The organism is Rhizobium sp. R635, from assembly GCF_002211285.1.
Classification (GTDB): Bacteria; Pseudomonadota; Alphaproteobacteria; order Rhizobiales; family Rhizobiaceae; genus Rhizobium.
The window spans coordinates 386,857-407,615 of sequence record NZ_LOKX01000012.1 but is presented as its reverse complement, the minus strand read 5'-3'; the positions used below and the strand labels follow the sequence as shown (position 1 = coordinate 407,615).

Below are 20,759 nucleotides of genomic sequence, written 5' to 3'. Positions count from 1 at the left end.
CCCACGGTCCCACGGGGTACGGAGCGTTCCTCAGCGCCGGCCAGCGCGTGAGGGCATGCGGTCGCGCTCAGTCCGGCCGAAGCCGGTCGAGCGCCTTTTCGAACGCCGTCTCTCCACGGCGCGAAATTTCTGCAATACGGCCGCCTTCGATGACGGCGATACGGTCCGCGATCGCCGCTTCGCGGCGGATATGCGTGGCGATCACCAGCGAGCGACCCGTCGCCATCTTGGAAATGCGCTGGAGCACGTCGCGGGCAGTGGCGCCGTCGAGGCCCTCTGTGGGTTCATCGAGCAGCCAGAGCGGCGTGTCGCGCAGGAAGAGCCGGGCAAGCGCCAGCCGCCGTGATTGGCCGCCGGAAAGGCCAAGGCCGCCTTCGCCGAGCGGCGTATCCATCCCGCGCGGCATGGCCTCGACATCGGCAAGCAGGCCGGCAGCCGCAAGCGCTTCGCGAAGGCGGGCCTCGCTCGCATCCGGGTTAGCGAGAGCGAGGTTGCCGCGCAGGCTATCCTCGAAGAGTTCCGTTCGCTGCGTCAGCAGGGTCGCCCCCATCGCGGCGACACTTCCGGTTCTGGCCGACAATTCGTGGGAAAGCAAAGCAAGCAGGCTCGACTTGCCGGCGCCACTGCTGCCGATCACGGCCAGGCGCTCACCCTGCTGGAGTGTGAGGTCGATGTCCTCAAGCGCCGGAACGGCGGAATTCTCATGGAAGGCGGTCACAGCAGCCAGCGAAAAGGCGTATCCCGGCTGCGGCGACGCCAAAGGTTGGGTCGCATCAGCGGCGGCAAGCCGCGGCGCGATGCGCTTTGCGGCCAGCAGCGTCCGCCCGAGTTCCAGCGCGCCGCGGCGTAGCGCCGCGAAGGGCTCGACCGCCGCGAAAGCGACGAGCAGGCCGAGGGCGGCGACAGGCGCAGTGATCGTCGTGGTTTCCGCAAGGGCCGCGACGGCAAGCAAGGATGCTGTCAGCAGAAAGGTGGAGACGAGGCCGAAGCCGAATGTCAGGCCGGTTTCGACGCGGTTCAGCCGATCGTCGGCATTGGCTGCATAGCTGTCGGCCTCCGCGATGGCGCTCCTCTGCGCGGCAAGCCGGCCGGCCATCAGGAGGTCGGTCTGGCCGGCAACGAAATCGATCGTCCGTGAGCGCAGCGCCTCGATACCATGGGCGCGCCTGCGGGCATGGCTGCGCGCCGCCCGGCCGGCGATCCAGGGCAGGCCGATGCCGGCGCCCACGAGAAAGAGGCCGAAACACAGGCCGAACAGGGGATGCATGAGCCCCAGCACCACACTTGCAGCCAATGCCGCGCCGATCGCGACCGCGGCAGGCACGAGAATTCGGAGATAAAGGGAGTCGAGCGCATCGATATCGGCGGTCAGCCGGAAGAGCAGCCTTGCCGGGCGATGCGAGAGGGCGCGCGCAACGCCCGGTTCGGCAAAGCCGCGAAACAATCTCTCGCGAAGAGCGGCCAGCACGCCGAGCGTCGCGTCATGGGTCGCAAGCCTCTCACCGTAACGCGCCACCGTCCTGACGATGGCGAGCAGCCGGATGCCGGCCGATGGCGCAAAGACGTCAAAGGTAACGGCGGCCGCGGCCGAAAGCCCGGCAAGCGAGGTCGCGGTGATGAACCAGCCGGAAAAGCCGAGCAGCGCGATGCCCGCCGTCACCGTCGCCGCAGAAAGCGCTGCGCCGAAGAGCAGCGCGCGCCGGCGCTCGGCAAGGAACAGCCGCAGGATCGGCTTGATATCCGCAACAAAGCCGCTCATTCGGCCGCCTCCCTCATCATGCTGTCGGCATCGACACGCAGGCTGCGATGCATGCGGGCTGCAAGCAGCGGGTCATGGGTAGCGACGATCAAGGTGCGGCCGCTCGCGAGCGAAAGCAGGCTCTCGGTCACTTCGGCCGCTGTGGCGGCGTCGAGATGGGCGGTCGGCTCGTCGGCCAGGATGATCTGGAGATCGGGATTGCAGGCCGCACGCGCGATCGCAAGCCGCAACGCCTCGCCGTCGGAAAGCCCGATCCCGCCTTCGCCGAGCGGCCGGCTGCCATAGGCGTCGGCCACCCTTCCGAGGCTGGCGGCATCGAGCGCACCGGCCAAGTCGCCGCGTGAGATGCCGGGCCTTCCGAGCGCGATATTGCCCGCGATGGTACCGGCAAAGATATGCGGGTTCTGGCCGATCCACGCCATGCCGCCGCGCACGGCAGCGGCCGTATCATCCGCAAGCTCGGTGCCGCCGATGACGATGCGGCCTTCGCTGCAGGGCGCCAGTCCCGCAACGAGCGAAAGAAGCGTCGACTTGCCGGAACCGCTGGCGCCGAGCAGCGCCACATGTTCGCCGGCGGCGATATCGAGGTTGAAACCGTCGAGAACAAGCGGTTCGTCGGCGCCATAACGAAAGGCGAGATTTTCAAGGCGGATATCCGGAGCCGTGCCGCCGGCGGGAGCCATGGGTTCGGCCGATCCCCGGATGGGCAAGCCACCGGCCGCAAGCGCGTCCAGCGCCTTCAGCGCCGCTTCGCCGGCCGCCCGGTCGTGCCAGACGGCGGAGAGTTCGCGCAGCGGCTCGAAGAAGGCGGGCGCGAGCAGCAGGATGAACAATCCCTCGGTCAAATCGAGCCCGCCCGACCAGGTGCCGAAACGGATTTCGCCGAGCAGGCTGAAGCCGACATAGACGGCGATCATCGCCACGCCGAGCGCGGCGAAAAGCTCAAGCACGGCCGAGGAAAGAAAGGCGATCTTCAGCACGGACATGGTGCGTGCACGCAGCGATTCCGCCTCGCGACGCAGCCGAGAAGCCGTCGCATCGACCGCGTCGAGCGCACGGATCGTCGTCAGCCCGCGCAGGCGGTCGAGCAGGAAGCCGTTGAGGCCACCGGTCGCGACAAGCTGCTTTTCGCTGGCAGCCTGGGCGCGCCAGCCGATCAGCGCCATGAAGATGGGGATCAGCGGCGCGGCAAACAGCAGGACCAGCGCGGCAATCCAGGAGACGGGGAGGATGAAGGCAAGGATGATGAGCGGCACGAGGCTCGACTTCATCCGTGCCGGCTGGAAACGGGCGAGATAGGGCACGATGAGTTCAGCCTGCTCGCCAATGACGCTGGCGGCTTTGCCGGAGGCCGGCCGGCCGCGGTCGACAGGCGAAGACAGGGAAAGAGCAGCGGCGGCGGCCTGCCGCTTGCGACTAAGCTCTATGCGGGCGGCGCGAAAGGCGAGGCGGCCGCCAGCCGCGTCGAGACAGCTTCTTGCCAATCCGAGGACGAGGATGCCGAGGGCCGGCCAGAAAACGTCGTGCAATCCGCCGCCATCGGCGATGCGGCCGATCGAGAGGGCGAGCAACCCGGCCTGCGGGATCCAGATGGCGGCCGCGAGCGCCTGCAGCATCGCCGCATTGCGCAGCCGCCCTTTCGCCGCGCCGGCACGTGGCAACGGCGCCTCTCCATCCCGCGGCCGGGCCTCCGCTTCATTTGTCGCGTCGAAGAAAGCAGTGCCCATGGCGCTAACTCTTGTTCGCAGGATTCGGCCGGCGGCTGCGGCCGAGCGAGATGACCCGGTCCTTGGCCTCCAGAAGCTTTGTCACTTTCGCGCCAAGCGAGAGTAGCGTCGCGAGCCTTTCCGTTTCAAGTTGTTTTACGTCTTCATACCAATGCGTCAGCTGTTCGATCAGCGTATGCATCTCGCCCATGCGCTCTTGCGCATAGCGCTCGGTTTCGCTCGCGGGGCGCTGCATCAGGATTTCACGCAGGACCGACAGCGTCGGGTCGACCTCCCGCTTCTTCCGCTCCTCGGCGAGCGTCCGCAATATCTGCCAGACATCATCGGGCGTGGTGAAGAAATCGCGGCGATCGTCCGGCTTGTGCTTGAGAAGGACGAGGTTCCAGGCCTGCAATTCACGCAGGCTCATCGACACATTGGAACGTGAGATGCTGAGGGAGTCGGCGATCTCCTCCGCGCAAAGCGGGGCGGGAGAGACGAAGAGCAGCGCATAGATCTGGCCGACCGTGCGGTTGATCCCCCAGCGGGAGCCCATTTCGCCGAAGTGGAGAACGAAGGACTGGACGAGAGGCGGAAGATTCATGGTCGTTTCCGTTGTGTCTGTGATTTCAGAAATTTCTGAAATCACCATACTAACTTTCGTATCCAGCCGACAGTCGGCAAAGCGGCCCTGCGTCAATTTGGATGTCCGTTCGTTGATTGTGCATCGGATATAGCCCGACGCGACGCGGCCGAATTTGATTTTGATCAAATCCGCGCGCCTGCGCAGCACGCGGAAACGCCCGGCAGCGTATGGCGCGTACCGGGCGTTCTAACTGGACTTTGATGTATGGAGGCGGCTGGACTGCCGCCAGATTCAGATCAAGCCGGCGAGGATGCCGACGCCTGAGATAGCCGCAATGCTGCCGGCTGCCCGTGTCACGAAAACGCCCTGACGTTCACCGGCGCGGCCGACGATATATCCAAGGGCAAGGCCGGCGACGTGCAGCAACGTGGTTGCGATCATGAAACCGGCGGCGTAGGCCGCACCGGTCACATTTTCCGGCATTTCGGCGCCGTGCGCATGACCATGAAAAAGGGCGAAGAGGCCGACGGTGCCGAGCGCTGCAGCAAGCGGCGCCTTGACGTTGAGGGCAATGGCCGCCCCGAGCACGACGACGGAAAGCGCGATCCCGGTTTCAACGAAGGGAACATTGATGCCGGCAACGCCGAGGACACCGCCGAGCGCCATCACCAGAACGAAGGTCGCCGGCACGAGCCATGTCGCGCGGCCACCGAGCTGAAACGCGAAAACACCGACCATCACCATGGCGAGGATATGATCGAGGCCTGATATCGGATGGGCAAAGCCATGGCTGAAGCCGGCGGCTTCGCCGATGGCGGGATGGGCAGTGGCGACGGCCGGGAGCGCCGCGGCAGCCAAGGCAAGCAGGCCGCTCTTGAGTGCTGATTTCATTGCTCGATCCCCTCGTGAGTTTTCCGATATCTTGTGACGGCCGAACACCGGGCATGGTTACAGGCCGTTCGCATCAAGCTAGTTCAACGAACTTGCGGCGTCAACGAGAACCAAAACAAATACTAAGCTAATTCAATTGCTTACTTGATAGGCAAATGCCGTTTTTGGCAGCGTCACCTCGATATCGACACATCGAAGGCCTTCAGTTTTCACATTCCCTCCGCCGAAACCTGGAAAGCACCCTGCGCAGGCGCTATCAATCGCTGAGCCGAGGCAGCGCAAAACGCTGCGATGGAGGAGACATCGATGACCAATACCGAACGTCCGCTGGCGATCAGCGCGCCCGAACCGCGCACGCTCGACCTGATCTTCACCGACGAGGCGCGCGCCGAACTACATGCGAAATACGAAATCGTCGAGGCCGATCCGGACAATATCGCCGGCCTCGGCGATGGCATCCTCGGCAGGGCGCGCTATATCATCGGCCAGCCGCCGCTTTCGGCGGAAACGCTTGCCAGAATGCAGGCCTTGCGCTCGATCCTCAACGTCGAGAGCAATCTCCTCAACAACATGCCCTATGATGTGCTCTTTGAGCGCGGCATTCATGTCGTAACGACGGGCCAGGTCTTTGCCGAGCCGGTAGCCGAAATCGGTCTCGGCTTTGCGCTGGCCCTGTCGCGCGGAATCGTCGATGCGGATGTCGCCTTCCGCGAAGGCAGCGAGCTCTGGGGCGGGGAGGGCAATGCAAGCGCGCGGCTGATTGCCGGCTCGGAGATCGGCATCGTCGGCTTCGGCGATCTCGGCAAGGCGCTGCGCCGGGTTCTGTCCGGCTTCCGGGCGCGCATCAGGGTCTTCGATCCCTGGTTACCGCGCTCGATCCTCGAAGAAAACGGCGTCGAACCCGCAAGCCTGGAGGATGTGCTGACGAAAAGCGATTTCGTCTTCGTCGTCGCAGCCGTCACCAGCGAAAACAAGGGTTTTCTCGGCGCTGAGGCCTTTGCCAGCATGCGCAGGGGCGCGGCCTTCATTCTCCTCAGCCGCGCCGATGTCGTCGATTTCGACGCGCTGACGGCGGCGGTCTCATCAGGCCACATCGTCGCGGCAAGCGACGTCTACCCGCAAGAGCCTCTGCCGGCCGACCATCCCGTGCGGAGCCTGAAAGGCTTCATCCGCTCGGCGCACCGGGCCGGCGCGCTCGACAGCGCCTTCAAGAAGATGGGCGACATGGTGCTTGAAGACATGGACCTGATGGATCGGGGCCTGCCGCCGATGCGCTGCAAACGCGCCGAGCGCGAGACCGTTTCCCGCATGCGCTCCAAGCCGGTCGCGGTGAATTAAAAAAGCCGCCCCGAACTGACTGACAGCTTGGGCGGCATGAATAAGAGCGTTCTTTAAGCGGCGCGCTGCTCGGTGCCCTGGATCGCGGCGAGTTTCCAGTCCGCGCCGGGCCTGCGCACGAAGGTCCAGATCTCGGTGCTTTCGCTCGGCCGGCGGTCGTCGCCGGAGACGACACGGCCGCTGTCGCGTTCGACCATGGCATCGATCGAGGAGTAGCGCATGGCGAGCGTTGCAAATTCCTGGCCGTCCTCGCGCCAGGCCTCGGCGATATCGCCCTGCAGCAGCTTGACGTCGGAGACGCGGTTGCGCACGCCGTTGGTGGCGTTTTCGCCGAGCTCCTCGGCAAGATAGGACATGGCCTCGGGCGTCGTCAGACGGCGCAACGTGCCGTAGTCTTCGGCGCCGTAAGCTGTCTGCACGTTCGTCAGCAATTCCTCGAACTGGTCGAGATCGGCCTGCGCGAGCCCGATCTCGTCGCTCGGGCGATTGCCGCTCGACTGTCCGGCGTAACCGGCGCCCGAACCGATCGCCGGAATCTGGAACGACGAATGGTTGGCGGGCGACATGCCGTAGGACTGACCAAAGGAGCGGCTCTGACCGCCGACGCCATAAGAAGGCTGGCGGCGGTTGGCGAAATAACGCATGGCGAGCATGATCGCGCCGCCGATAAGGGCGATCTGCAGCAGCATACCGAGGAAGCCGAAGCCGCCGCCGAAACCGTGGCCGAGCAGCATGCCGAGAAGGCCGCCGGCGATCAGGCCGCCGATCATCGAACGGCCGAAGCCGTTGAAGAGGCCGGGCCGCTGGGCGCCGAGGGGCTGCTGTGCGGTGGCCGGCGCCGTCGTCTGCGGACGCGGCGTCATCGACCGTTCGATCGGCGCGGCAGGCGCGGGTGCGGTCTGGGTGACGGGCGGAGCCTGGAAGGTGCGCGTGCCGCGGCTCCCGAAACCGGAGCCGCCGGCGCGGCGGGCCTCGGCATCACCGAGCGAAGCAAAAACGGTAGCGCTCGTCAGTACGGCAATCGCCGCAATCTTGGCAAAACGCGAAACGGCACCCGGCATTCCTGATCTCCTGTCATGCACAATCGTGGCATATCGGGAGCTAATATAGGTACTCATTCTCAAGTTTGAAGTTCTTCTGCCGCTTTACTGGCAGACGTCGACCCAGCTCGCGCCGGTGAGCTCCGCAAGCCGCCCGGTGGCGATGCGCACGGCCGAATTCGTCGAGCCGGCGGCGGGCACCACCTCGTCGAAGCGTTTCAGCGAGATGTCGCAATAGATGGGCAATGGCGCGGGCAGGCCGAACGGGCAGACGCCGCCGACGGGATGGCTCGTCATCGCAACGACCTCCTCCGCATCGAGCATGCGCCCCTTGCCTCCGAACGTATCCTTGAACTTGCGATTGTCGAGCCGCGCCGTGCCGCCGGCAACGACCAGCATCGCCTGCTCGCCCACGCGCAGGCAAATCGTCTTGGCGATCTGGGCAGGCTCCACGCCATGGGCTTCGGCGGCAAGCGCCACCGTCGAGGAGCTCTCGGCGGTTTCGATGATTTCGATATCGGGTGCGTGGGTGCTCAGAAAAGCGCGGACGGATTCGAGGCTCATGGCCGGGATGCTAGACCAGGAAAGGAGCAATTTGAAGCGTAAAAGATGCCTGCCGAAAACCGCCGCTTGCAAGTCGCTCGGACATGGTCATAATAATTTTGCACACGTGCTCAAATTTGTCATTCGGCCGTTACAACAAACCCATAGAGCGGGACTTGTCACGTTTTCGCGGGCTTTCGAAACGGTCGTCAACACCAGTGATGACCCGTCAAAGAGGCCTCACACTGCTCTTCTGGGGAGATGAAGAAAATGACCATTTTACCGACACTGAAGTCCCTCACCGTCGCGGCCGCCATCCTGGCTTCGACGTCCGCTCTCGCATTCGCCAAGGACATCACCATCAGCGTCTGGGCCGGTGGCACCGGCCCGAACGACGTCTATCGCCTCGACGCCATCGAGATCGCAGCCCAGCAGCTGCAGCGCCAGGCCGCGCTCAAGGGCGAAGACCTGAAGATCACCGTCGAGAAGAAATCCTACTCCGCCTGGGAGGACTTCAAGCAGGCGCTGACGCTCGCTGCGGAAGCCAAGACCGCGCCCAATATCGTCGTCAGCGGCCATGAAGACATCGCGCCCTGGTCGCAGGCCGGCCTCATCGTTCCGATCGAGGATTACGTCGATCTCGACTCCTGGCCGCTCAACGGCATCTACGAGAACCTGCTGCTGATCGCCTCCTACAACGGCACCGTCTACGGCATTCCGCAGGATGCCGAATCCCGCCCGATGTTCTTCTGGAAGCCTTATATGAAGGCGATCGGCTATAGCGACGCCGATCTGGACGCGCTGCCGCAGAGCGTCCAGGACGGCAAGTATACGATGAAGAACCTGCTCGAAGACGCCAAGAAGATGCAGGACAAGGGCCTCGTCCAGGCGGGCTACGGCTTCTATCCGCGCCCCAGCAACGGCCCCGACTACTGGCAGTTCTACACCAGCTTCGGCGGCACGATGGAAGAGGGCGGCAAGCTCGTCTTCGACAAGGCGGCGATGACCCGCACCTACCAGTTCTTCGCCGATGCCGTTAAATCAGGCGTTACGAAGAAGAACCATATCGGCATGCCGGGCGACCAATGGTGGAAGGAAGTCGCCACCGGCAAGGCCGGCATCTGGGACGGCGGCACCTGGCACTATGCCCGTCTCGTCAACCAGGAAGGCCTCAAGGACTTCTTCGGCAACGTGATCTTCGCGCTGATCCCGGCCGGCGAAGGCGGCAAGGCCAACACGCTGACCCATCCGCTCGTCTACCTCTTGACCTCAGGTCACGACAAGGAAGACACCGATATCGCCGCCCAGCTGATCACGATCGCCTCCGAGCCGCGCATTAATGCGCTGCATGCGGTCAAATCGGCCCATCTCGGCATCTCCGAGGCAGAATCCGAAGTCGATTTCTACTCGGCCGACCGCTGGACCCGCGAAGCCACGGAACGCCTGCTGCCGCATGCCAATGCGATGCCGAACAATTCCGATTTCGGCACCTACTGGAACATCATGTGGAAGAACCTCCAGGCATCCTGGACCGGCGACAAGACCGTCGATGCCGCGGTCAGTGATGCCGAGAGCGAGCTGAAGAGCACGCTCGGCGACAAGATCGTCATCCGCTGACGCATTCCTCCGGGCGGCGGCAATCCCGCCGCCCGGCCGGTCCCGCGAGGAGGCTGCCATGAAATCGTCCAGAACACTCGGACTGGTGATGATCGCGCCCGCGGCGATCATGATCGTCCTGTTCTTCCTGCTGCCGGTCGTTCTGACGGCGGTTTTCTCGATGACCAATATGACGACCGCGACCGGTATCTCCGGCGGTGTCTACCAGATCGCGCCCAATTCCCTGATCACGCTGAAATCGGCGATGCCCGACATTGCCGCCGAGATTTCCGAGCCGCGCTACGCAATCGATGAAGCCGGTATCAAGGCCGTGGAGGGCCTCGGGCTCGCGCCGGGGATTGCCGGCGAATTGCGCGCCAAACATACGGGCGAGGTCTTTGCGACCCGCCGCGACGCCGAGCGGATGATCAAGGATCTCTCCGAGAGGCCTTCGACGCGCGACGTCAAACAGATCTCCGAACAGTTCAACCGCTCCGTCGTCAACACACGCTTCGACAGCAAGGAACAGCTGTTTTCGGCTCTTGATACGCTGGGCCTCAAGCTGACGCCGGAACAGAAGGAAACGGTCGCCACGACCACCTATACCGGCTGGACCTGGACGACCGACAATTTCTCGCGCCTGGCCACTTCGCCCGACATGGCGCGCGTGCTCCTGAATACCGCGCTCTACGTCGCCCTGGTACTGACGCTTTTCAATGTCGGCTATGCGCTGCTGCTGGCGATCTGGACGCATTACATGCCGCCGGGGCCAGCCTCGATCTTCCGCGGCATCTGGCTCCTGCCGCGCATCACCCCCGTGGTCATCTATGTCCTGCTGTGGAAATGGCTCGCCTGGGACAGCGGCTTCATCTCCATCCTGATGGGCAAGTTCGGTTATCCCCCGAAGAACTACCTGCTCGACACCGCCTATAACGCCTGGTTCTTCGTCGTGCTGATCAACGGTTTCATCGGCGCCTCGATGGGCATGCTGGTCTTCTCGTCGGCAATGAAGGCCATTCCCAAGAGCCAGTTCTATGCGAGCGAGGTCGACGGCGCTTCACGCTGGCAGCAGATCCGCTACATCATCCTGCCGCAGATGCGCTGGCCGATCCTCTTCGTCACCTGCTACCAGACGCTGTCGCTGCTCGCCTCCTTCAACGAGATCCTGCTCGCCACCAACGGCGGACCGGGCAATTCGACCGAGGTCTGGGCGCTCGCCGCCTATCATACCGCGCTCAGGAATTATGCCGGCAATCTCGAATACGGGCTGGGTGCGGCCATGGCGCTGGTGCTCGTCGTCATCGGCGTGACGCTGTCGCTCCTCTATCTGCGCGTCTTCAACTACCGCACGCTTGTCGCCAAGCCCCTGATCGAGGATTGACCATGGCCGAACGATCGCAGCCCTCGGCAAATTACAGCAGCTGGCCCGTCATATCGGCACTGACGATCGTCAGCCTGCCGCTGCTCCTGATGTATGTCTATCTCTTCCTCGACACCGTGACGGTAAAGCAGCCGGACGCCTTGCTGCCTTCCGGCCTGACGCTCGATCACTGGCGTTTCCTGTGGCAGACGACACCGGGCAAGGCCAACATCTGGCAGGTGACTGTGAATACGCTGCTCTTTGCAGCCTGCACCACCAGCGTCGTGCTCATCGTATCGTCGATGGCGGGCTACGTGCTGTCGCGGCTGAATGTGCCGGCACGCGGCTTCTTCCTTGCCGGCGTCATGGTGCTGCATGCCTTCCCCTCGGTGACGCTGATCATCGCCATCTTCATCGTGCTGCAGATGATCGGCCTCTACAATTCGCTGGTCGGCGTGATCCTGGTGAAGGCGGCGATCGACCTGCCGCTCGGCATCTGGCTGATGAAGGGCTTCTACGACACCGTGCCCTGGGAAATCGAAATGGCCGGCGTCGTCGACGGCGCCTCGCGCTTCCGCGTCTGGCGCAGCCTCGTGCTGCCGCAGGTCAAGCCCGGCATCATGGCGCTCGGCCTGTTCTCCTTCCTCTCCGGCTGGGGCGAATTCATCCTGCCGCAGGTGCTGGCGCCCGGCAACCAGGTACAGGTGCTGTCGGTTTATCTCGCCGGCTTCCTGGTCGACGACAACAACTACGATTTCAACATGTTCAAGGCGGTCGGCATCTTCTACTTCCTTCCGGTTCTGATCGCCTACGCACTCTTCAACAAATATCTCATGAACATCTACGGCGGCGGGAGCAAAGGCTGATGCGCATTCTCCTCGACAATTTTTCGAAGAGCTTCGGCTCCACCAAGGTCATCGAGAACATGCAGCTCGAAGTCGGCGACGGCGAGATGCTGGCGCTGCTCGGCCCTTCCGGCTGCGGCAAATCGACGACGCTTTTTGCGGTCTGCGGCATTCACCGGCCGACCGGCGGACGCATCCTCTTCGGCGACCGCGACGTCACCGACCTGCCGAGCCAGGCCCGCAATGTCGGCGTCGTCTTCCAGTCCTATGCGCTCTACCCGCATATGACGGTTGCCGAAAACATCGGCTTTCCCCTGAAGGTGAAGGGCGCGCCCGCCGCCGACATCCGCAAGGAGGTCGACAAGATCGCGGCCCTCGTCCAGATCGGCAATCTGATGGGCCGCCGGCCGGCCGAGCTTTCCGGCGGCCAGCAGCAACGTGTGGCGCTCGCCCGCGCGCTGATCCGCAAGCCCGACGTGCTGCTGCTCGATGAACCGCTCGCCAATCTCGACGCCAAGCTGCGCCTCGAAATGCGCTCGGAAATCCGCCGCCTGCAGCGCGAGACCGGCATCACCGCCATCCTCGTCACCCATGACCAGGTGGAAGCGATGAGCATGTGCGACCGCATCGCCATCATGAAGGAAGGTGAGATCGTCCAGATCGCCACGCCAGCCGAAATGTACAATGATCCCAAGACCGCCTTCGTCGCCGGCTTCCTGGGCAATCCGCCGATCGCCTTCCTGCGCGGCATCATGGACAAGGGCGCCTTCGCAATCCCGGAAAGCGAAATCCGAGTAGCTTTGCCTGATACCGTCGCTGCCGCCGAAGGCACGAGGCTGATGCTCGGCGTCCGGCCGGAGCATTTTACTCCGGCGGGCGACACCCCCGTCTCCGGCAAGGTCACCTTCGCCGAAACTCAGGGGCGCGAGAACCTTTACGACGTTGCTCTTGCCGGCGGGCCGCTGCTGCGGTCGATCCAGCCGGTGCGCAACGACATTCACGTCGGCGACGATGTCCGTTGGGCGATCGACAGCCGCGGCGTGCTGGTCTTCGATGAAAATGGCGGGAGGCTCTGATGCCCCGCGATTTCTCAACCTTCTTCGGGCGTTACGGCTGGCCGGCGGCCAAGGGCCGGCTTCCCTTCTGCATCGGCCATCGCGGCGCCAGCGGCCATGAACGCGAGAACACGATCGCCGCCTTCCGGCGCGCTGCCGAACTCGGCGCTGAGATGTGGGAGCTCGACACGCAACTGACCAAAGACGGCGTGGTCGTCGTTTCGCATGACGACCATCTGGAACGCGTCTTCGGCATCGATCGCCGTATTTCCGAGATGACGGCCGCCGAACTCTCCGCCCTCGACGGCGTGGATGTTCCGAGTTTTTCGGAAGTGGCCGCTCTCGGCCGCGAGACCGGAACCGGTCTCTATGTCGAGCTCAAGGCGCCTGGAACCGGCCTGCGCTGCTGGCGTCATCTTGCCGAGATGAACCAGCGTTTTGCCTGCCTCGGTTCCTTCGACACCGCACAGGTGCGCGAACTCAGGGATGCAGGCTGCGATTTCCCGCTTTCGGTGCTGATCCGCGTCGGCCACGATCCGCATCTCCTCGGCGACGAGGCGGGCGCCGATATCCTGCATCTCTGCTGGGAGAGGGCGGGAGAACGCCCGCAGGATCTGGTGAGCGAGGCGCTGATGGCCCGCGCCTTCGAAGAGGGCCGCGAGATCGTGCTTTGGCACGAGGAACGGCGGGCCATCCTCGATGACATCATGACGCTTCCGGTACTTGGCATCTGCACGGATCTGCCCGATATGATGCGGCCGCCGGCAGAGAGGGAAAAAGCAGTTGGCAGACAGGGATAAGGGACCGCGCAAGGTAACCTCCTTCGACGTGGCGCGTGTGGCAGGCGTCTCGCGCGCCGCCGTGTCGCGCGCCTTCACGCCGGATGCCAGCGTCTCGCCGAAGACGCGCGAGAAGGTCTATCAGGCCGCCAAGGAACTCGGCTACCGGGTGAACTATCTCGCCCGAAGCCTCACCAACAAACGCTCCGATCTCGTCGGCCTCGTCGCCGCCGGTTTCGACAATCCGTTCCGCACGCTGCAGATCGAGCATCTGTCACGGGTGCTGCTCGCCCGCAATTTTCGACCCATCCTGCTGCCCACCTCACAGGAAGCGGATACGTCGACCGTCATCGGCCAGTTGCTGCATTACGCCGTTTCCGGCGTCATCGTCACATCGGACGCGCCGCCGAGCGAAATCTGCGAACAATGCGCGGCCGAAGGCGTGCCGATCGCGCTGATCAACAAAGGCAACGACATTCCCTTCGTCGACCGCATCATCTCCGACGACCGCATGGCCGGGCATCTGGCGGCCAGCCACCTGATCGACAGCGGCGTGCGAAAACCCGCCGTGATGGCCGCGCCGGCCAGATCCTATACGGCACGGCGCCGCAGCGAGGCCTTCGTCGCACGCTGCAAGCAGCTCGGATTCGAGGCGCAGTTTCTGCAGGTCAGGATCAACGATTACCAGAGCGGTTATGCCGCGGCAGGCGAACTTGCCGCCTCCGGCATCGACGGGCTGTTCTGCGCCAATGATTACATGGCCTGCGGCGTAATCGACCGCGTCATGCAGGGCCGCGGCCGCGATGATGCGCCGCCGATACGCATCATCGGCCATGACGATATTCCCCAGGCGAGCTGGACCGCCTACGAGCTTACAACGATCCGCCAGCCCTGCGATATCCAGGCCGAACAGACCGTCGATCTGCTGATGAGCCGGATCGCAGAGCCTGATCTGACGGCGCGCGTCGAATTCACGCCGGTAACGTTGATAAAAAGAAGGACTGCCTGATGAATTCCGCATTCGATGCCACCGCCATCCGCGCGCGTGCGCAGATCGCGATCGCCGTTGCCCTCGAGGTCGGGCGGGAAACGGCGCGGTTTCGGCGCGACTCCAACTCCGGGACGCTTGCCGTCGAAAACAAGGGATTGCAGGACTTCGTCACCGTCGCCGACAGGAAGGCCGAACAGGCGATCCGCGACAGGCTTCTGTCGCATTTTCCCGATGATACGTTCATGGGAGAGGAGAGCGGCGGGCAATCGGGCGGGACCGGCACCTGGGTCGTCGATCCGATCGACGGCACGACCAATTACATCAGAGGTTTCAGCCACTGGGGCGTCTCGATCGCCTTCGTCATCGATGGCAGAGTCGAGATCGGCGTGGTCTATGACGCAACCGAAGACAAGGTCTTTCACGCGATCCGCGGCGGCGGCGCCTTCAAGGACGGCCGGCCGGTGCATGCGGCTGCGACGGCCGATCCGGCCAACGCGCTCGTCATTCTCGGCCATTCCCGCAAGACCAGCTTCGACGATTATCTCGCCCTTTCCAAGCGGCTCCACGAGCGCGGCATGGATTATCGCCGCATGGGTGCGGCTGCCATCGATCTCGTCCGCGTCGCCGAAGGTGCGGCCGATCTCTATTACGAACGCCATCTCAACGCATGGGATATGCTCGCCGGCGCGCTGATCGCCGAAGAAGCAGGCGCGATGGTGGCGATGCCGCCGGTCGAAAGATTGCTTGCACAAGGCGGACCGGTGATCGCCCATTCGCCGGGGCTTGCCGACGAATTCGCTTTCATCCTCGATATAGAAGGACTGGCGCCCGCTAACCGTTAATGCGCCGACGCCAGGCGCGTTCGGTCGCCGGCGCCTCGTCGGTGGTGATCTGGTCCGGCTTGAGCGTCATCAGCGCCGAGAAATTCTGCCACTCCTCGTCGTTGAAGCCGGCCTCCGGATCCTTCAGAGTGAAGGTCCAGGCGTCGACGCGCTTGCCGTGGTCCCGGCACAGCGCGATCATATCCAGCCCCTCTTTGGCGGCATTGAGGATCAGCGGCCAGTGGAGATAGACCGTGTCCGGATCGGTCGGGCCGTTTAGGTCGGCGCGCAACTCCATCTCGACCGCCTTCCAGCCGCTGGCCTTCCTGATGTCGTAAAGCTTGTCGGTCGGATCGATGCCGCGCAGCAGGTGCGGAAGCTTCTGCCCGACCGCGACGATGAGGTCGAGGCTGCCGCCGCTGACGATCACCGAAGCGGCGATATTCCGGAAATGCTCGGCGAGATGGGCAATACCCCTCGAACCGATCGCTTCATAATCGTCCTTCATGTCGAATTGCAGCAGTGCGTCCGGATGCGTCGATTGCATCATGGCGGCGAGATCTTCGCTGAGGATCAGCGGCCGGCCGCCTTCCTGCATCCTGATATCGCGGAGATCGGTGATGTTCTTCGCGGCGATCGACCCATGGCCCGTCGTTTCACCTTCGAGCTCCTCGTCGTGCAGCACGACGAAGCCGCCGTCAGCACGCACGCGCAGATCAAGCTCCATCGACGCACCGGCTGCAAAACCCTCCGCCATCACCTCGGCTGAGAACAGCGGATCGGCAAACCGCTTGCGCAGCCGATGCCATTTCAAGCGGGTACGATGTCCCGCGTGCAAAATCTCCAGGCCCTGCGCATCCAGCAATTTCGTCATCTCTGCCGAGTCTCCGTGAAGCCATTCTCCTGCCTTGACGAGCCGTGATTATCAAGGGCCGAAGATTGGTTTCATCGACTGTAGGTCGCCGAAACAGCCTCCGAGGCGGCGGCAATGTCGGCCGGATGGCCAGCCTGCCTGAGGGCCACACCATAAGCCACGACATTCGCGAGCACCGCCTGGAACGTGGCGCGCGGGCCGGTATGATTCAGGCGCACGAGATGGTTGGGCGCGTTTCCCAAACCTTCGGTCAACTCGACGCCCAACCGCGCGGCAGCGCTAATCAAGGCGGCAGGCTCCAGTCCCGCCGGCACCGGCACGGCCGTCACCAGGTTGGAAGCCTTTGCCGGCGGCACCCAGGCTCCGGCGCCGAGTGCGGCAAGGCCCGCCCGTGTCGCCGATGCTGCGAGCGCATGGCGGGCGATCAGCGTCTCGATACCATCGGCCTCGACCCGGTCGAGCGCCGTCTCCAGCGCGAAGAATTCCAGCGGCGCCGGCGTTCCCGGCAGAGCCTGCCTGCCACTGTCGATCCATCTCTTCAAATCGGCCAGCGACAGGATCGAATCGCGCGGCGCGTCATCTCTCAAAATCAATTCCCAGGCGCGGCGGCTGACCGAGAGCGCGGAGACGCCAGCCGGACCGCCGAGCGCCTTCTGCGGACCGATGATTGCAATGTCGATGCCGAGAGCCTCGACATCGAGCGGATGGCCGCCGACGGAAGCGACCGCATCGACGACGGTGACAATGCCGCGTGAACGGGCAAGCGCCAGGATCTCCGGCAGGGGGTTCAATATGCCGCTCGCGGATTCCGCGTGAACCACAGCGAGCACGTCGATGCGAGGAGCGGCATCGAGCGCCGTGGCGACCACCTCGATCTCGATCGGCAGGCCCGGTTCGGCAACGATATCCCGGACCGTGGCACCACCCCGACGCAGCCATTGCCCGAACCAGCCGCCATAGGGACTGGTGACGATGTTGAGGACTGAAAGGCCGGGACTCGCAAGGCTGACGGCTGTTGCCTCCAGCGCCACCACCGCCTCGGCCTGCACCAGCAATATATCGTTGCGGCTCTGCAAGATGCCGCCGATCCTGTCGGCCAGGGCTGCATAGCGTTCCGCGGGATAGGAGGGGAGGCCGTGCAGGGGATTCCAACCGGGATCGGACATGGACGTTTCCTTCAGGACGGATCGGTGACGAGACGGGGGACCGCTTCCACGAGCGCGCGGCCGGCAGCCGATTTCGGTTTGGCAACGACTGCCGCCGCCGGGCCGGTCTCGACAATCCGCCCGCCATCCATGACGGCGATGCGGTGGGAGACGGCGCGCACCACGGCAAGATCGTGCGAAATGAAGAGACAGGCAATGCCCTGTTCTTTCTGCAGGCCGACCAGAAGTTCGAGTATCTTGCCGCGCACCGTGACATCGAGCGCCGAGACCGCCTCGTCAAGCACCAGCAGAGAGGGACGCGTGGCAATAGCCCGGGCGATCGCCACACGCTGGCGCTGGCCGCCGGAGAGCGCACGGACCGGCCGGCCGGCAAAATCGGCAGACAGGCCGACACGTTCGAGAAGCATTGCGATCTCGCCGGCGCGCCGTTCTCTTGGGACGACGCCATGAATGCGTAACGGATCGTCGAGAACGGTGCCCACAGTCGCCAGCGGATTGAAGGCCGCGAGCGGGTCCTGGAACACCATCTGCATTCGCGCCCGTTTGCGGCGCAGCGACGCGCCGTACAGCGCAAGCCAATCCTCTCCCTCGAAGCGGATCGAACCGGCATCACTGGAGAGAAGCCGCAGCAAGATGCGCGACAGCGTCGATTTTCCGCTGCCTGAGGCGCCGACAAGACCGAGTGTTTCGCCGGCTGCAATCGTCAGTGAGACATTGTCGAGAGCAGCGATCCTGCGCCCGGAGGAGGAAAAGCCTTTCGAGACGTTTTCGATGGAAAGCAGCATCGGGTTCATGCCAGCACCCCGGCGATCAGCGGCGGTGTCTCGAGGTCGCGATGGCTGGCGATGAGGGTGGCGGTATAGTCGCTTTTCGGCGCCGAAAGCACGGAGCGGACGGGACCCGACTCGACCAGCCGCGCATTGTGAAAGACGGCGATGTGGTCGACGAAGCCGGAGGCAAGCGCGATGTCGTGGGTGATGAAGACAAGCGTCATGCCATCCTGACGCACCAGACCATCGAGAAGACGGATGATCTCGGCCTGGACGACGACGTCGAGCGCGCTCGTCGCCTCGTCGGCGATCAGCAGCGCAGGTCTTGCGGCGATGGCCGCTGCGATTGCCACGCGCTGACGCTGGCCGCCGGAAAGCTGATGCGGAAAGGCCCGTATCACTTTCTCAGGCTGCGGCATCCGCACCCGCTCGAGCAATTCCTCGGCTCTGACATAGGCCTGTTTCCAGCCGAGACCGAGATGGCGCCTTGCGCCTTCGGCGATCTGCTCGCCGATCGTGAGCACGGGGTTGAGGCTGGAACCCGGATCCTGGAAGACGAAGCCGAAATCGCGGCCGGGACGGGGCGGACGACCAAGGCCGGGCCAGCGCATTTCGCCGCTGACCCTCGCTCCTTCAGGCAAAAGACCGGCGAGCGCGCGGGCGAGGGTGCTCTTGCCGGAGCCGCTTTCGCCGATGATCGCGAGCCTTTCGCCGGCGACGATATTGAGATCGACAGCTTCGAGTGCGACCGCGCCGCGCCCATAAGTGACCGAAAGCCCCCGCAGGCTGCAGAAAATGTCGCTCATGCCGCCCTCACGCCGTTCTCGACCAGCGCCTTGCCGAGGCCTTCGCTGAAGAGATGGACACCGAGCACGGTCACGGCGAGGGCGGCGCCCGGGATGACCGAGAGATAGGAGGCCGAACGCAGGACGCTGCGGCCCTCGGCGATCATCGAACCCCAGGTGGCGATATTCGGATTGCCGAGACCCAGAAAGGAAAGTGCTGCCTCGGTGAGGATCGCGCCGGCAACGATGGTGGCGGAAAGCGCCAGCACCGGCGGCAGCGCGTTCGGCAGGATCTCGCGGAAGGCAATCTCGGTCGGATGCATGCCGATCACCCTTGCCGAGGCGACATAATCCTGCTCGCGGATCGCCAGCACCTGCGCTCTCGTCAGCCGCGCCGGATCGGCCCAGGCGCCGAGCGCGATGGCAAGAACGACGACCGGCGTGGAGACGCCTATGGTGCTGACGAAGGCAAGGGCGAGCAAGAAAGCCGGCACGATCTGGAAGGCATCGACCACACGCATCAGCGCCTCGTCAACGATCCCACCGACAAAACCAGCCGCCATGCCGACGCAGACGCCGAGGAGCATGGCCGAAAACGCCGCTGCAAGACCGACAGCGAGCGACGTACGCGCGCCGTAGAGCAGGCCGGCGAGGACATCGCGGCCGAGACGATCCGTGCCGAGCGGAAAAGCCGGATCGGAAAATGGCGCCAGCAACGCGCGACCGGCAATCCTCAACGGATCACCCGGCGAGACGATGGGCGCAAGCAGGCTCGCTAGAAGCAGGATGACCAGGATCACAAACCCGATCACGCCTTCCGGCTGGCGCAGGAACAGCTGGAACCGGCTCATGCGCCGCCCTCCGAAGCGCCGATGCGCGGGTCGAGCGCGGCATAGACGAGATCGACGAGGAAGTTGACCGATATGACGAGGACGGCGCTGGTGACGATAATGCCCATCAGCAGCGGCGCGTCGCGGCCGTTGACCGCCTCCTGAGCCAGCCGCCCGAAACCGGGGACGGCAAAGACACTCTCGATCACCACGCTGCCGCCGAGCATGGCCGCCGATTGCAGCCCAAGCATGGTGACGAGGGGCAGCAGCGCATTGCGCGCGACATGGCGCAGCACGATGCGGCTGCGCGACAGGCCTTTGGCGCGGGCGAAAAGCACGAAATCCAGCTTCCAGGCCTCCGTCATGCCGGCCCGCATCACCCTCAGAAACAGGGCGAGATAGATCAAGGCAAGCGCGCCGACCGGCAGAACCAGATGATCGGCAATATCAAGCGCGCGCGCAAAACCCGTCTTACCGGACGCGATCGTCTCGATGCCGGCGATCGGAAACCAGCGCAGCTTCACCGAAAAGGCGATGCTCAAGACCAGCCCAAGCCAGAAGCTCGGAATGGCATAAACAACAAGCGAACCGATCGACAGCAGCCGGTCCCGCAAACTGCCCGGCCGCGCGCCGGCAAGGATGCCGAGGGCCGAGCCGAGGCCGAAGGAAAGCGCCGTGGCGCTTCCCATCAGGAGCAGCGTGTTGGGCAAGCGTTCGGCGATCAGTTCGCCGACCGGCCGGTTGAAGGCGACTGACCAGCCGAGATCGAACCGGGCCAGCGAGGAGAGATAGAGCCAGAGGCGCGCGAGCATGGAGCGGTCGAGGCCATAGCTCTCGCGCAGCGACTGGATCAGCACCGCGTCACCGCCGCCGATCGAGCCGAGATAGGCGTCGACCGCATCGCCCGAAGCGGATTCAAGCAGGAAAAACGTGAAAATCACCACGATCAGCAGCACCGGAATGCTGCTGATCGCCCTGCGTCTCAGGAGAATGATTGCTCGTTTCACGCCGGAGAGGGCCTCTG

20 protein-coding genes are annotated in these 20,759 nt (G+C 64.2%); 8 read left to right on the top strand and 12 right to left on the bottom strand.

Translation table 11 applies throughout. The annotated features are described in order from the left end of the window. Positions 1-67: 67 nt before the first annotated feature. The 4 genes from ATY78_RS12645 to ATY78_RS12630 all read right to left on the bottom strand — a co-directional run bounded on the left by ATY78_RS12645 (position 68) and on the right by ATY78_RS12630 (position 4,942). On the bottom strand, positions 68-1,759 hold the full coding sequence (locus ATY78_RS12645) for an ATP-binding cassette domain-containing protein (RefSeq protein ID WP_088682655.1): 1,692 nt from the start codon (positions 1,757-1,759) through the stop codon (positions 68-70). After that, positions 1,756-3,486, bottom strand: coding sequence for a thiol reductant ABC exporter subunit CydD (gene cydD, locus ATY78_RS12640; RefSeq protein WP_088682654.1), 1,731 nt, complete (start codon positions 3,484-3,486; stop codon positions 1,756-1,758). Before cydD ends, ATY78_RS12645 begins: the two co-directional genes overlap by 4 nt. A gap of 4 nt (positions 3,487-3,490) precedes the next feature. Then, positions 3,491-4,069, bottom strand: coding sequence for a GbsR/MarR family transcriptional regulator (locus ATY78_RS12635; protein WP_064806603.1), 579 nt, complete (start codon positions 4,067-4,069; stop codon positions 3,491-3,493). A gap of 273 nt (positions 4,070-4,342) precedes the next feature. Further along, on the bottom strand, positions 4,343-4,942 hold the full coding sequence (locus ATY78_RS12630) for a HupE/UreJ family protein (protein WP_088682653.1): 600 nt from the start codon (positions 4,940-4,942) through the stop codon (positions 4,343-4,345). A gap of 306 nt (positions 4,943-5,248) precedes the next feature. Here ATY78_RS12630 and ATY78_RS12625 point away from each other — a divergent pair, with 306 nt between their 5' ends. Continuing rightward, positions 5,249-6,280, top strand: coding sequence for a hydroxyacid dehydrogenase (locus ATY78_RS12625; RefSeq protein ID WP_088682727.1), 1,032 nt, complete (start codon positions 5,249-5,251; stop codon positions 6,278-6,280). Positions 6,281-6,333: 53 nt separating this feature from the next. Here the strand turns inward: ATY78_RS12625 and ATY78_RS12620 are convergent, their stop codons facing one another. Further along, on the bottom strand, positions 6,334-7,341 hold the full coding sequence (locus tag ATY78_RS12620) for a Tim44 domain-containing protein (protein WP_088682652.1): 1,008 nt from the start codon (positions 7,339-7,341) through the stop codon (positions 6,334-6,336). Between the two features lie 84 nt (positions 7,342-7,425). Then, positions 7,426-7,884, bottom strand: a complete 459-nt coding sequence (locus tag ATY78_RS12615; RefSeq protein ID WP_088682651.1) for a YbaK/EbsC family protein — start codon at positions 7,882-7,884, stop codon at positions 7,426-7,428. A 249-nt stretch (positions 7,885-8,133) separates the two neighbouring features. Between ATY78_RS12615 and ATY78_RS12610 the strand changes: the two genes are divergently transcribed. The 7 genes from ATY78_RS12610 to ATY78_RS12580 are packed head-to-tail and all read left to right on the top strand — an operon-like array spanning position 8,134 to position 15,331. Further along, positions 8,134-9,480, top strand: coding sequence for an extracellular solute-binding protein (locus ATY78_RS12610; protein ID WP_088682650.1), 1,347 nt, complete (start codon positions 8,134-8,136; stop codon positions 9,478-9,480). Between the two features lie 58 nt (positions 9,481-9,538). Then, on the top strand, positions 9,539-10,840 hold the full coding sequence (locus ATY78_RS12605; protein ID WP_088682649.1) for a sugar ABC transporter permease: 1,302 nt from the start codon (positions 9,539-9,541) through the stop codon (positions 10,838-10,840). Between the two features lie 2 nt (positions 10,841-10,842). Next, positions 10,843-11,685, top strand: a complete 843-nt coding sequence (locus tag ATY78_RS12600) for a carbohydrate ABC transporter permease (RefSeq protein ID WP_088682648.1) — start codon at positions 10,843-10,845, stop codon at positions 11,683-11,685. Further along, the gene (locus ATY78_RS12595) at positions 11,685-12,740 is read left to right on the top strand and encodes an ABC transporter ATP-binding protein (protein WP_088682647.1); all 1,056 of its coding nucleotides are present in this window, start codon (positions 11,685-11,687) and stop codon (positions 12,738-12,740) included. The genes ATY78_RS12600 and ATY78_RS12595 overlap by 1 nt, the downstream gene beginning before the upstream one ends. Then, a complete protein-coding gene (locus ATY78_RS12590) occupies positions 12,740-13,519 on the top strand; it encodes a glycerophosphodiester phosphodiesterase (protein ID WP_088682646.1) in 780 nt (259 codons plus the stop codon). The genes ATY78_RS12595 and ATY78_RS12590 overlap by 1 nt, the downstream gene beginning before the upstream one ends. After that, the gene (locus tag ATY78_RS12585) at positions 13,503-14,507 is read left to right on the top strand and encodes a LacI family DNA-binding transcriptional regulator (protein ID WP_088682645.1); all 1,005 of its coding nucleotides are present in this window, start codon (positions 13,503-13,505) and stop codon (positions 14,505-14,507) included. The genes ATY78_RS12590 and ATY78_RS12585 overlap by 17 nt, the downstream gene beginning before the upstream one ends. Then, the gene (locus ATY78_RS12580; protein WP_088682644.1) at positions 14,507-15,331 is read left to right on the top strand and encodes an inositol monophosphatase family protein; all 825 of its coding nucleotides are present in this window, start codon (positions 14,507-14,509) and stop codon (positions 15,329-15,331) included. Before ATY78_RS12585 ends, ATY78_RS12580 begins: the two co-directional genes overlap by 1 nt. On the opposite strand, the gene ATY78_RS12575 is transcribed toward ATY78_RS12580, so the two are convergent. The 6 genes from ATY78_RS12575 to ATY78_RS12550 form a co-directional block, all read right to left on the bottom strand. Continuing rightward, positions 15,321-16,184 carry a glycerophosphodiester phosphodiesterase family protein gene (locus ATY78_RS12575; RefSeq protein ID WP_088682643.1) on the bottom strand — a complete coding sequence of 288 codons (864 nt, stop codon included), beginning with the start codon at positions 16,182-16,184 and terminating at the stop codon, positions 15,321-15,323. The genes ATY78_RS12580 and ATY78_RS12575 overlap by 11 nt on opposite strands. A 71-nt stretch (positions 16,185-16,255) precedes the next feature. After that, positions 16,256-17,350 carry an aminotransferase class V-fold PLP-dependent enzyme gene (locus ATY78_RS12570; protein ID WP_088682642.1) on the bottom strand — a complete coding sequence of 365 codons (1,095 nt, stop codon included), beginning with the start codon at positions 17,348-17,350 and terminating at the stop codon, positions 16,256-16,258. A gap of 11 nt (positions 17,351-17,361) precedes the next feature. Next, entirely contained in the window at positions 17,362-18,144 is a 783-nt protein-coding gene (locus tag ATY78_RS12565; RefSeq protein ID WP_088682641.1) for a dipeptide/oligopeptide/nickel ABC transporter ATP-binding protein, read from the bottom strand. Further along, complete coding sequence (locus ATY78_RS12560) at positions 18,141-18,926, bottom strand: ABC transporter ATP-binding protein (RefSeq protein ID WP_088682640.1); 786 nt, start codon at positions 18,924-18,926, stop codon at positions 18,141-18,143. The genes ATY78_RS12565 and ATY78_RS12560 overlap by 4 nt, the downstream gene beginning before the upstream one ends. Next, on the bottom strand, positions 18,923-19,756 hold the full coding sequence (locus ATY78_RS12555) for an ABC transporter permease (RefSeq protein WP_088682639.1): 834 nt from the start codon (positions 19,754-19,756) through the stop codon (positions 18,923-18,925). The genes ATY78_RS12560 and ATY78_RS12555 overlap by 4 nt, the downstream gene beginning before the upstream one ends. Beyond that, on the bottom strand, positions 19,753-20,742 hold the full coding sequence (locus tag ATY78_RS12550) for an ABC transporter permease (RefSeq protein ID WP_088682638.1): 990 nt from the start codon (positions 20,740-20,742) through the stop codon (positions 19,753-19,755). Before ATY78_RS12550 ends, ATY78_RS12555 begins: the two co-directional genes overlap by 4 nt. Between the last annotated feature and the right edge of the window lie 17 nt (positions 20,743-20,759).